Below are 10,802 nucleotides of genomic sequence, written 5' to 3'. Positions count from 1 at the left end.
GTTATATGGGGGTGTGAGGGGGGGGGGCAGGGTTTCTTTGGTTTTGGGTGAATATCCGTTGTTTCGGGTGCGGCGGCTGGCGGTTTCGCCCTTACGGCGAGTCACCTTCCTGAACCGACGAAGCCAACCAATCCCCACCAGGCTCACCACCACGCGCCACAACTATCAGTCAACACCTCCCTGATTGCCCCCCAGCGCCAGATTCACCGCCAGCCAGCCATTCACTGCGGTCTCACCGGCCTCGGAAAACACCCGCTCCAGCAGTTTCACCTGCTCACGCCGCAAGGCCTGTTCGAGTTTCGCTCCCTCCGCCGTCAGCTCCAGCAAGCGCTTACGCTTGTCGGTTTGCGAGGCAACGCTGTCCACCAGATGCATTTCCTGCAACTGGCGCAATGGAATGTTCAGCGCCTGTTTGCTCACGCCCAGCAGCGTCAGCAGTTCCTTGACGCTCAGGTTCGGGTAGCGGGCGATGAAGAACACGATGCGTTGGTGCACCCGGGACAGGCCTCGGCGCTCAAGCATTTCGTCAGCCTTGGCGGTGAACGCCTGATAACCGAAGAAAAACGCTTCCATGGCCTGTTGCTGGCTGTTGGGGTTTTTAAGGTCAAGCATATTGACGTATCCGTAAGGGGTGTCGTAATTTCAGTCAATAAGTTTGACTCATTTCCCACATGCCTCGCTACCGGTGATCCCCATGGCTTTTTCCGAACGTGTCTCGCGCCTTAAAAGTTCTCTGATCCGTGAAATCCTCGCCGCTGCCCAGCGTCCGGAAGTGATGTCGTTCGCTGGCGGTCTGCCGGCCGAGGCCATGTTGCCGAAAGTCGAATGGGCCGAGATGCCGTTGTCCCTCGGCCAATACGGCATGAGCGAAGGCGAGCCGGCGTTGCGCGAAGCGCTGGCGGCGGAGGCGAGGGCGCTGGGGTTGGCCTGCGAGGCCAGTCAGGTGCTGGTGGTCAGCGGTTCGCAACAGACCCTCGATCTGGCGGCCAAGCTGTACATCGACAGGGGCACCGAAATCCTTCTCGAAGCACCGACCTATCTGGCGGCATTGCAGATTTTCCAGCTGTTCGGCGCCGACTGCCTGACCGTACCGCTGGAGGCGGATGGCCCGGATCTGACGCAACTGCGCCAGCGCCTGAAACTACATCGCCCGGCGTTCATCTACCTGATCCCGACTTTCCAGAACCCGTCGGCGGTGCGCTACAGCGAAGCCAAGCGCGAGGCTGTGGCGGCATTGCTGGACGAGTTCGGCGTGACCCTGATCGAAGACGAACCGTACCGCGAACTGACTTTCGATGGCGGCAGTGCCAAACCGATTGCCGGGCGCCTGAAGAAATCCAGCTGGATCTACACCGGCACCGTGTCGAAAACCCTGCTGCCCGGTTTGCGTGTCGGCTACCTGATCGCCAGCCCGGACCTGTTTCCTCACCTGCTCAAGCTCAAGCAGTCGGCGGATCTGCACACCAATCGCATCGGCCAGTGGCAGGCATTGCAGTGGATCGGCAGTGAGAAATATCAGCAGCATTTGTGTGAATTGCGCGACTTCTACCGTCAGCGACGCGATGGCTTTCAAGCGGCGCTGGAAACGCACTTTGCCGATCTGGCGGACTGGAACGTGCCGCAGGGCGGGCTGTTTTTCTGGCTGACGTTGAAGCAGCCGCTGGACACCCGGACCTTGCTCAACACCGCATTGGCCAACGATGTGGCGTTCATGCCGGGTGAGCCGTTCTTCCCGGAACCGGACAACAATCCCGGGCATTTGCGGTTGAACTTCAGCCACATCGACCCGGCGCGGCTGGACGAAGGGCTCAAGCGATTGGCGGCGGTGGTGCGCCAGGCGCAGGCGGCCGAGGCAGCCTGAGGGGGAGGGTAGAAACGAAAAAACCGGCGCGAACGCCGGTTTTTTTGTCTGGGATCAGTCGATCAGACGGCCGCGAAGCGCTTGTCCAGATAATCGATGATCACCTTGGATTCGTACATCCAGGTGGTCTGGCCGTTCTCTTCGATGCGCAGGCACGGCACCTTGATCTTGCCGCCCTGTTCCAGCAGGGTCTGGCGATCCTGTTCGTTGTTCTTCGCATCGCGCAGCGCCACCGGCACATTCAGGCGACGCAGGGTGCGGCGGGTCTTCACGCAGAACGGGCAGGCGTGGAACTGATACAGGGTCAGGTCCCTGGCGGCGTTGTCCACCTGGGCCTGGGCAGCGGCGGGGCGCTGTTTCTTGCCCGGACGGGTGAGGAAGTCGATGAAGATGATCAGTTGGCCGAGGCCGACACGAAGCGCTTTGACGAACACGTTACAAGCCTCACAGGGACATTGAAGAAGGCGCGCAGCTTACCCGATTTTTCACGGACGAAAAAAAACCGGCGATCAACGCCGGTTTTTTTGTGTGACGAATCACTTGATCAGGCTGAGAAACTCGCTGCGGGTCGCCGCGTTTTCGCGGAACTCACCGAGCATCACCGAAGTGATCATCGATGAATTCTGTTTCTCCACACCGCGCATCATCATGCACATGTGCTTGGCCTCGATCACTACCGCCACGCCCAGGGCGCCGGTGACTTGTTGCACCGCATCGGCGATCTGGCGGCTGAGGTTTTCCTGAATCTGCAGGCGGCGTGCGTACATGTCGACGATCCGCGCGACCTTCGACAGGCCCAGCACCTTGCCGCTCGGGATGTAGGCGACGTGCGCCTTGCCGATGAACGGCAGCAAGTGGTGTTCGCACAACGAGTAGAGCTCGATGTCCTTGACCAGCACCATTTCGCTGTTGTCGGAGCTGAACAGGGCACCGTTGGTGACCTCTTCGAGCGTCTGTTCGTAACCGCGGCAGAGGTACTGCATGGCTTTGGCCGCACGCTTTGGCGTGTCGAGCAGGCCCTCGCGGGAGACGTCCTCGCCCAGTTGGCCGAGGATCGCGGTGTAATTCTGTTCCAGGGACATGAAACTACCTGTGGGGATTTTCGCAAAGGGCAAGGGTACGGTGGCGGACACGACCCTGCAAGTTCGGTGTAACGCGATTATTCGTCGCGGCCATCCATCATGGTGCGTTTGAGCATCACATACACGGCGCCGGCGCCACCATGTCTGGCCTGGCAGGAGGCGAAGCCGAGCACTTGCGGATGCTGGCGCAGCCAGGTGTTGACGTGGCTTTTGATCATCGGCCGCTTGCCGTCCAGGCGCACGGCCTTGCCGTGGGTGACGCGCACGCAGCGGATTTCGAACTTGGTCGCTTCGGCGAGAAACGCCCAGAGGGTTTCCCGGGCCTTTTCGACGCTCATGCCGTGCAGGTCGAGGCTGCCTTCGAACGGAATCTGGCCGATCTTCAGCTTGCGCATCTGGCTTTCCTGAACCCCGTCGCGCGACCACATCAGCTCGTCTTCCGGGCCGACATCGATGACGAACTGATCGGACAGGCCATCAACGGTGGTGGCATCGGTGCGCACGGTGGCGGACTGACGCAGCCTGGCGATCTGCGCGCGGTCAGCCTTGGGTTTGCCGGTGTCGGCGCGGTCGTGCTTGATCGGCTTGACGCCTTGGATCGCACTTTTGAACAGGGAAAAATCGTCGTCTTGCATGTCAGCCTCCGCGAAGGGCGGCCAGTTTACCCAAGTCGAAACAAAACGGCCCGGCAAAAAGCCAGGCCGTCGATTCAGTCGTGTTTTTTCATCAGGTGCGGGGACATGTTCAGTTCCCGCGATTGCCGTGCGCGACGTCGGCAACGACGCCACAGGGCCACGCCGAAATACAGGAACAACAGGCCGACCGCGAGAATGATCGCCGAGCCGAGGGGTGTTGCGTTCAAATCGCCGAGGGCCGGCGGGTGCCCCAGCAGGCTGGCGGCCCCGGCCATCGCCAGCAGCACGCCGAACGTCGCCAGAATGGCAGCGATCGCCGCGCCGAATCGAAATCGCCAGTTGCTTTGGCCTTTGGGCCGCAAGCGGCGAGCGTCAAATCCATCGGATAACTTCATTCCGACCTTCCTCAATGGGTATCGGCCCTTCGACCGGGAGTTGACCGGGTTGTTCCTGAGGCTAGGGTAATTGAAGCAAATGCGAGCTTTTTGCGGATGAGCGGCGGCATGGGCCGCTCATCGAGCGCTGATTCAGGCGAAATCCTGGGTCTTGGCGAGCGTGGCGAAGTTGTCGGCCATGATCGCCATTTCCGCTTCCTGCACCTGCTCGGCACTGAGCACGCGGCCCTTGAACGGCAGGTCGCGGGTGGCGCAGGCATCTTCGACGAGGGTGCAACGGAAGCCCAGGTTTTTCGCTGCGCGCACAGTGGTGCTGACGCTGGAATGACTCATGAAGCCGCAGACGATCAGGTCCAGCGAGCCGATGGTTTGCAGGTGATCGTAGAGTTCGGTGCCGTGGAACGCGCTCGGCAGCAGTTTGCCGATGACGGTTTCATCGCTCAGGGGTTCCAGCCCGGCGATGAACTCGCCGCGCTCGCCCTGCGGGTCGAACAGGCCGCCGACGGTGCCGAGGTGACGCACATGCACGATCGGTCGACCGGCCGCGCGGGCGGCGGTCACCAGTTGTTTGATGTTCGCGACAGCTGCGTCCATGCCGCTCAGGGCCAGCGGGCCACTGAGATATTCTTTCTGGGCATCGATGATGACCAGGGTGGCATGGCTCAACGTGGCCGCTGCGTAACCGCGACCGCTGAGTTGAAACATCGTTTTTGGAACGGACATTCTGGGGCTCCTTGGGGTGGGGCTTTTGCGACATTGTCCTCTGGCTGAGCGCTTCTGTGAATCGCTACCATCGTAGGCACCGTCGTTACTGGCCTGCAGCCTTGTCAAGTTACACGTTCTGTTCAATAGCTGAATAGAAAATCGGAAAAGTCCTACTGGTGACCCAGAGTTTTTCCTGCGTCGTCGTGGCGCGTTTTGGCTGCTAGAATCGCCAGTCGTTTTTTCTGGAGTTCTGCGCCGTGATCACTTCCCGCCTTCGTACCCTGCGTGACCATATCCGTTGGGCCGTCAGCCGCTTCCATGGGGAGGATCTGTTTTTCGGCCATGGCACCGACAACGCCTGGGACGAAGCCCGGCAACTGGTGCTGGGCGCGCTGCACCTGCCATGGGAAATCGCCGACGCCTATCTTGACTGCGCGCTGGAAGACGATGAACTGGTCAACCTGCAACGCCTGCTCAAACGCCGCATCGAAGAGCGCATTCCGACCGCGTACCTGTTGGGTGAAGCCTGGTTCTGCGGCATGTCGTTCATCGTCGACGAGCGCGTGCTGATCCCGCGTTCGCCGATTGGCGAGCTGATCGAAAACCGCTTTGCGCCGTGGATCGGCACTGAGCCGGCGCGGATTCTCGACCTGTGCACCGGCTCCGGTTGCATCGGCATCGCCTGTGCCTACGAGTTCCAGGACGCTGAAGTGGTGCTGGCGGATCTGTCGTTCGAAGCGCTGGAAGTAGCCAATCAGAACATCGAGCGCCATGGCGTCGACGAGCGCGTGTTCACCGTTCAGGGCGATGGCTTCGACGGTTTGCCGGGGCAGCGTTTCGACTTGATCGTGTCGAACCCGCCTTATGTCGATGCGGAAGATTTCGCCGACATGCCGGACGAGTACCAGCACGAACCGGAACTGGGCCTGGCCTGCGGTGACGACGGTCTGAACCTGGTGCGCCGGATGCTCGCCGAAGCGGCGGATCACCTGACCGAGAAAGGCTTGCTGATTGTTGAGGTCGGCAACAGCCAGGTGCATGTCGAAGCGTTGTACCCGGAAGTCGATTTCGCCTGGCTGGAGTTCCAGCGCGGCGGGCATGGTGTGTTCATGCTGACTGCCGAGCAATGCCGCGACCATCAGGCGTTGTTCGCCTCGCGCATCTGACCCTTAAAAGCTTCGCGGGCAAGCCCGCTCCCACGGGTTCATGGCGATCCTTGTGGGAGCGGGCTTGCCCGCGAATGCGTTGCCTGGGTGTTGAATCTTACCGATGGGTAGCAATCCAGATCAGCAACCCGGCCTGAAACACCGCAAACGCCACCAGGCACGTAATGGTGAAGCGCAGTCCGGCGTCTTCACGCTTGAACTTGCTGACTTTCTCTTCCTGCTTTTTCAGCTTCACTTCCTGCTCGGCCAGGTTCTGCTCGGCCTGTTGCAGCATCTGCGCCGCTTCGAGAATCTCGACGATCTGCAGTTTTTCGCTGTTCCAGTCCGCGAGCAGGTCACCGACCTGAACCTCTTTGACACTGCCTTTGAGGTGCTGGGCGTCGGCGTATGCCACGTCGAAACCGTGTACCCGCAGGAAATGATCGCGGCGCAGGCGGGTGTCTTCGTTCAGCGCGTCCTTGTTGTTCAAGTCCATGCCGTCGACGGTGTAGCCGGGCCAGCGCTTTTTCGCCCAGGTGATGCCCTGAGCCGCCATGAAACGGCCGATGCCGCGATTCAGCGGTTCGATCTGCAAACCGCTGTCCGGACCGAAGTGCACGCGTTTGGTCTTGTGGTCGACCCACACGTCGAGCTGGTTCTGTTCTTTACGCACGCGCTGAGCGGGTAGCTTGATCGCCATGCGCATCAGGCTGTGTTCCTTGCTGTTGCGCTCGGCGTAACCGAATTCGACAAAGCGCAGCGGCCGCCCGCCGGTGTTGCGATCGGTCTGCAACGGCGCCAGGCGGAGCATCTTGTGGTGCTCGACGTGGACATCCGCCCAAGGCAGCTCGACCGCTGGCGGTGCGTCTTTTTCAGCGGTGGTGTCGGGTGAAGTCTGGGTATCAGTCATAACGGCGAGATCCTGTCCAAGCTGCTTGTCGCCAGCCGGTACGCTGGCGACAAAGGCTTATCGGCCGCTTTTTGCAAGACTGGAGGGTAACGGCGCTTATCGGGTACGAAGTCCGTCAATAAACTCGAGGATCCGGCTGCCCAGTTCCGCCGCCAGCGGCAGATTCGGATCTTTATAGGACGCCAACTGGCGTTTGACGTCGTTGGGCACGATGCGCAAAACGTGGTTCATCCCTTCGATCAAGGCCAGTTGTGCGTCCGGTTTGGCAGCCTTGAGCCGCTTCGCGTCGTCGACCTGAACCTGAATGTCGTTGCTGCCCTGAACGATCAGCGCCGGCATTGTCAGTTTCGCGAAGGCTTTCGCCGGCTCCTGACGAAACAGCGAGATCAGGTACGGCTGCACGCTCGGACGGAAAATCACCTGCAACGGCGCCGGCACATTGTCGTCGGTGTGCCCGGCCTTGAGGCTGTCGAGCAATTGGTTGCTGCGCAGCATCAGCGGTGGCGGCAGGCGTTGCGCCAATTGCTGGCGCAGCACCTGATCGATCGGCCGGGCGCTGCCGGACAGGGAAATCACCCCGGCGGCATCCACCTGTGGCGCGGCGAGTGTGGCAATCAGCGCACCTTCGCTGTGGCCGAGCAGGATCAACGGGCCGAAGCGCGGATCGGCCTTGAGCTTGTTGCCCCAGGCCACCGCATCCGCCACGTAGGCATCGACCGTCAGATTACGCTCGTCCGGGGTCGCGGCCAGGCTCGCGGCGACGCCGCGCTTGTCGAAGCGCACGCTGGCGACATTGTGTTTGGCCAGCACCCAGGCCAGGCGCTTGAGGCTGTCGTTGCGTCCGCCGTCGGGGTTGTTTCCGTCACGATCTGTAGGACCCGAACCTGAAAGAATCAGGACAACCGGCACTGGATTGTCGGATTTGGGCAGCAACAGCGAGCCGAAAAGTTCGCCGCGACCGGTGTCCAAAGTCACCGGACGTTGCAGGACAGTCGCCTGGACGAAGCCAGTAAACAGGGTAAGGCTCAAGATCAAAACTCGCAGCATCATCACGCCATCATTTGCCAAGGTGCCGGTTGGACTCGCCAACACCACTAAGGTTCGAGGATGAACTAGTCGGTTAGGCTGCGTATACTGGCGCACATCACGAATTTGGGTTTGATTTCACGGAGCGTTCTGCATGTCCGGCAATACCTACGGCAAGTTGTTCACTGTCACCACCGCAGGCGAAAGCCATGGTCCGGCGTTGGTCGCCATTGTCGACGGCTGCCCGCCGGGCCTGGAGATTTCCTTGGAAGACCTGCAGCGCGACCTCGATCGCCGCAAGCCGGGCACCAGCCGCCACACCACCCAGCGCCAGGAAGCCGATGAAGTCGAAATCCTCTCCGGCGTGTTCGAGGGCCGCACCACCGGTTGCGCCATCGGCCTGCTGATCCGCAACACCGACCAGAAGTCCAAGGACTACTCGGCGATCAAGGATCTGTTCCGCCCGGCCCATGCCGACTACACCTACCACCACAAATACGGCGAGCGCGACTATCGCGGCGGCGGTCGCAGTTCGGCGCGGGAAACCGCCATGCGCGTGGCCGCTGGCGCTATCGCCAAGAAGTACCTGGCGACCCAGGGCATCGTCATTCGTGGCTACATGAGCCAGCTCGGGCCGATTGAAATCCCGTTCAAGACCTGGGATTCGGTAGAGCAGAACGCGTTCTTCAGTCCGGACCCGGACAAGGTGCCGGAGCTGGAAGCCTACATGGACCAGTTGCGCCGCGACCAGGACTCGGTCGGGGCGAAGATCACCGTGGTGGCCGAGGGCGTGATGCCTGGCCTCGGCGAGCCGATCTTCGACCGTCTCGACGCCGAACTGGCGCACGCGCTGATGAGCATCAATGCCGTCAAGGGTGTGGAAATCGGCGCCGGTTTCGCCTCGGTCGCCCAGCGTGGCACCGAACACCGCGATGAACTGACCCTGGAAGGTTTCCTCAGCAACAACGCTGGCGGCATCCTCGGCGGTATCTCGTCCGGTCAGCCGATCGTTGCCCATCTGGCCTTGAAGCCGACATCGAGCATCACCACGCCGGGCCGTTCGATCGACATCCATGGCAACCCGGTCGAGGTCATCACCAAAGGTCGTCATGACCCCTGCGTTGGCATCCGCGCCACGCCGATTGCCGAAGCGATGATGGCGATCGTGCTGATGGACCACCTGCTGCGTCATCGCGGGCAGAACGCCGATGTGCGCGTGAGTACGCCGATCCTGGGTCAGCTTTGATGGGTGACTCTGTAGCCGCTGCGGTCTGACGGGCGTGGCGGCGCTCCCGTACTGGCGGCTGTCCAGTTTCTATCTGTTCTATTTCGCCTTGCTCGGCTCGACGGCGCCGTTTCTGGCGCTGTACTTCGATCACCTCGGATTCAGCGCCGCGCGCATCGGTGAGCTGGTGGCGATCCCGATGCTGATGCGCTGCGTCGCGCCGAACATCTGGGGCTGGCTCGGTGACTACACCGGCCGACGCCTGGCCATCGTGCGCTTTGGCGCGGTGTGTACGCTGCTGACCTTTTCGCTGATCTTCGTCAGCAAGAGCTACGCCTGGCTGGCGATGGTCATGGCCCTGCACGCCTTCTTCTGGCACGCGGTGTTGCCGCAGTTCGAAGTCATCACCCTGGCGCACTTGCAGGGCCAGACCTCGCGCTACAGCCAGATTCGTCTCTGGGGTTCGATCGGCTTCATCATCACTGTGGTCGCGCTGGGCCGGTTGTTCGAGTGGCTCAGCCTCGACATCTATCCGGCGGCGCTGGTGCTGATCATGGCCGGAATCGTGCTCAGCAGCCTGTGGGTGCCGAATGCGCAACCGGCCCAGGGCAACCGGCCGACCGGCGAGGGCTTTCTCAAGCAGTTGCGCAGTCCTGGCGTGCTGGCGTTTTATGGCTGCGTTGCGCTGATGCAGATGAGCCACGGGCCGTATTACACGTTTCTGACGTTGCACCTTGAGCGACTGGGCTACAGCCGCGGCGTGATCGGCATGCTCTGGGCGGTCGGTGTGGTCGCCGAAGTGCTGATGTTCATGGCGATGAGCCGGATCCTCGCGCGTTTTTCGTTGCGCCGGGTGTTGATGGCGAGTTTCCTGCTGGCGGCACTGCGCTGGGTGCTGCTCGGAGCGTTCGCCGAGTTCCTCGGGGTGTTGCTGTTCGCGCAGGTGCTGCACGCGGCGACCTTCGGCAGCTTTCACGCCGCTGCCATCCAGTTCGTGCAACGTAGTTTCGGCGCACGTCAGCAAGGCCAGGGCCAGGCGTTGTACGCCGCGCTGGCCGGCACCGGTGGTGCGCTCGGCGCGCTGTATGCCGGTTACAGCTGGAATGCCCTGGGCGCCACATTGACCTTTAGTATTGCCAGTCTCGCGGCGCTCGCTGCTGCCGTTATCATTGCCACACGTATGCAAGAGGACAGGCCATGAGCCTTACGCGTGAACAGCTCGCCCAGCAAATCATCGATGCCGGGCAGTTTCTTTATGGTCGCGGCTGGTCGCCGGCTACCAGCAGCAATTACTCGACACGGCTGTCGCCGACCGAAGCGCTGCTGACCGTCTCCGGCAAACACAAGGGCCAACTGGGCCTGGACGACGTGCTGGCAACAGACCTCGACGGCAACAGCCTGGAGCCGGGCAAGAAACCGTCCGCCGAAACCCTGCTGCACACCCAGCTCTATCGCTGGCGCGAGGAAATCGGTGCGGTATTGCACACCCATTCGGTGAACGCCACCGTGCTGTCGCGCCTGACCCCGGAAGACTTCATCGAGTTCGAAGACTACGAACTGCAAAAAGCCTTCAGCGGCATTTCCACCCACGAATCCCGGGTGCGCGTGCCGATCTTCGACAACGATCAGGACATTGCGCGCCTCGCCGCCAAGGTGCAGCCTTGGCTCGACGCCCATCCCTATTGCGTGGGTTATCTGATCCGTGGCCACGGCCTCTACACCTGGGGTGCGCGCATGAGCGACGCACTGCGGCAGATCGAGGCTTTCGAATTCCTGTTTGAATGCGAGTTGAAAACCCGCAGCGTACTCAACCGTTAA

At 61.5% G+C, this 10,802-nt stretch carries 13 protein-coding genes; 5 read left to right on the top strand and 8 right to left on the bottom strand.

The annotated features are described in order from the left end of the window. Positions 1–165: 165 nt before the first annotated feature. Positions 166–612: a MarR family winged helix-turn-helix transcriptional regulator gene (locus KVQ74_RS28135; protein ID WP_217834635.1), complete on the bottom strand. Its 447-nt coding sequence runs from the start codon at positions 610–612 to the stop codon at positions 166–168. A gap of 82 nt (positions 613–694) precedes the next feature. On the opposite strand from KVQ74_RS28135, the gene KVQ74_RS28130 reads away from it, so the two are divergent. Next, positions 695–1,861 (top strand): aminotransferase-like domain-containing protein, encoded by a 1,167-nt coding sequence (locus KVQ74_RS28130; RefSeq protein ID WP_217834634.1) that lies wholly within the window; start codon positions 695–697, stop codon positions 1,859–1,861. 62 nt (positions 1,862–1,923) lie between these two features. Here KVQ74_RS28130 and KVQ74_RS28125 read toward each other — a convergent pair whose 3' ends face one another. The 5 genes from KVQ74_RS28125 to KVQ74_RS28105 form a co-directional block, all read right to left on the bottom strand. Beyond that, positions 1,924–2,295, bottom strand: a complete 372-nt coding sequence (locus KVQ74_RS28125; RefSeq protein ID WP_217834633.1) for a glutathione S-transferase N-terminal domain-containing protein — start codon at positions 2,293–2,295, stop codon at positions 1,924–1,926. A gap of 102 nt (positions 2,296–2,397) precedes the next feature. Next, positions 2,398–2,943 (bottom strand): GTP cyclohydrolase I FolE, encoded by a 546-nt coding sequence (gene folE / locus KVQ74_RS28120; protein ID WP_003204506.1) that lies wholly within the window; start codon positions 2,941–2,943, stop codon positions 2,398–2,400. Positions 2,944–3,020: 77 nt separating this feature from the next. Next, positions 3,021–3,578, bottom strand: a complete 558-nt coding sequence (locus KVQ74_RS28115) for a Smr/MutS family protein (RefSeq protein WP_217834632.1) — start codon at positions 3,576–3,578, stop codon at positions 3,021–3,023. Positions 3,579–3,652: 74 nt separating this feature from the next. Next, positions 3,653–3,973 carry a hypothetical protein gene (locus tag KVQ74_RS28110; RefSeq protein WP_217834631.1) on the bottom strand — a complete coding sequence of 107 codons (321 nt, stop codon included), beginning with the start codon at positions 3,971–3,973 and terminating at the stop codon, positions 3,653–3,655. 132 nt (positions 3,974–4,105) lie between these two features. Beyond that, on the bottom strand, positions 4,106–4,696 hold the full coding sequence (locus KVQ74_RS28105; protein ID WP_217834630.1) for a cysteine hydrolase family protein: 591 nt from the start codon (positions 4,694–4,696) through the stop codon (positions 4,106–4,108). 239 nt (positions 4,697–4,935) lie between these two features. Here KVQ74_RS28105 and prmB point away from each other — a divergent pair, with 239 nt between their 5' ends. Continuing rightward, the gene (prmB, locus tag KVQ74_RS28100; RefSeq protein ID WP_217834629.1) at positions 4,936–5,844 is read left to right on the top strand and encodes a 50S ribosomal protein L3 N(5)-glutamine methyltransferase; all 909 of its coding nucleotides are present in this window, start codon (positions 4,936–4,938) and stop codon (positions 5,842–5,844) included. Between the two features lie 97 nt (positions 5,845–5,941). Here prmB and KVQ74_RS28095 read toward each other — a convergent pair whose 3' ends face one another. After that, complete coding sequence (locus KVQ74_RS28095) at positions 5,942–6,733, bottom strand: hypothetical protein (protein WP_217834628.1); 792 nt, start codon at positions 6,731–6,733, stop codon at positions 5,942–5,944. 96 nt (positions 6,734–6,829) lie between these two features. Then, the gene (locus tag KVQ74_RS28090) at positions 6,830–7,783 is read right to left on the bottom strand and encodes an alpha/beta hydrolase (protein ID WP_217834627.1); all 954 of its coding nucleotides are present in this window, start codon (positions 7,781–7,783) and stop codon (positions 6,830–6,832) included. Between the two features lie 130 nt (positions 7,784–7,913). Between KVQ74_RS28090 and aroC the strand changes: the two genes are divergently transcribed. From aroC to KVQ74_RS28075, 3 genes are read left to right on the top strand one after another with little or no spacing between them, the layout of a single operon-like run. Next, a complete protein-coding gene (gene aroC / locus KVQ74_RS28085; RefSeq protein ID WP_217834626.1) occupies positions 7,914–9,005 on the top strand; it encodes a chorismate synthase in 1,092 nt (363 codons plus the stop codon). Positions 9,006–9,039: 34 nt separating this feature from the next. After that, the gene (locus tag KVQ74_RS28080; protein ID WP_217834625.1) at positions 9,040–10,185 is read left to right on the top strand and encodes an MFS transporter; all 1,146 of its coding nucleotides are present in this window, start codon (positions 9,040–9,042) and stop codon (positions 10,183–10,185) included. Beyond that, positions 10,182–10,802: a methylthioribulose 1-phosphate dehydratase gene (locus tag KVQ74_RS28075; RefSeq protein ID WP_217834624.1), complete on the top strand. Its 621-nt coding sequence runs from the start codon at positions 10,182–10,184 to the stop codon at positions 10,800–10,802. Before KVQ74_RS28080 ends, KVQ74_RS28075 begins: the two co-directional genes overlap by 4 nt.

The organism is Pseudomonas botevensis (genome assembly GCF_019145475.1).
In the GTDB taxonomy this organism is placed as follows: Bacteria; Pseudomonadota; Gammaproteobacteria; order Pseudomonadales; family Pseudomonadaceae; genus Aquipseudomonas; species Aquipseudomonas botevensis.
This window is presented reverse-complemented; position numbering and strand designations above follow the sequence as displayed.

Bases quoted from the DNA above. Each gene is read 5' to 3' on its own strand.
- KVQ74_RS28130 (WP_217834634.1), top strand. From the start codon at position 695: ATGGCTTTTTCCGAACGTGTCTCGCGCCTTAAAAGTTCTCTGATCCGT.
- KVQ74_RS28135 (WP_217834635.1), bottom strand. From the start codon at position 612: ATGCTTGACCTTAAAAACCCCAACAGCCAGCAACAGGCCATGGAAGCG.
- KVQ74_RS28075 (WP_217834624.1), top strand. From the start codon at position 10,182: ATGAGCCTTACGCGTGAACAGCTCGCCCAGCAAATCATCGATGCCGGG.
- aroC (WP_217834626.1), top strand. From the start codon at position 7,914: ATGTCCGGCAATACCTACGGCAAGTTGTTCACTGTCACCACCGCAGGC.
- KVQ74_RS28115 (WP_217834632.1), bottom strand. From the start codon at position 3,578: ATGCAAGACGACGATTTTTCCCTGTTCAAAAGTGCGATCCAAGGCGTC.
- KVQ74_RS28110 (WP_217834631.1), bottom strand. From the start codon at position 3,973: ATGAAGTTATCCGATGGATTTGACGCTCGCCGCTTGCGGCCCAAAGGC.
- KVQ74_RS28105 (WP_217834630.1), bottom strand. From the start codon at position 4,696: ATGTCCGTTCCAAAAACGATGTTTCAACTCAGCGGTCGCGGTTACGCA.
- KVQ74_RS28095 (WP_217834628.1), bottom strand. From the start codon at position 6,733: ATGACTGATACCCAGACTTCACCCGACACCACCGCTGAAAAAGACGCA.
- folE (WP_003204506.1), bottom strand. From the start codon at position 2,943: ATGTCCCTGGAACAGAATTACACCGCGATCCTCGGCCAACTGGGCGAG.
- KVQ74_RS28090 (WP_217834627.1), bottom strand. From the start codon at position 7,783: ATGATGCTGCGAGTTTTGATCTTGAGCCTTACCCTGTTTACTGGCTTC.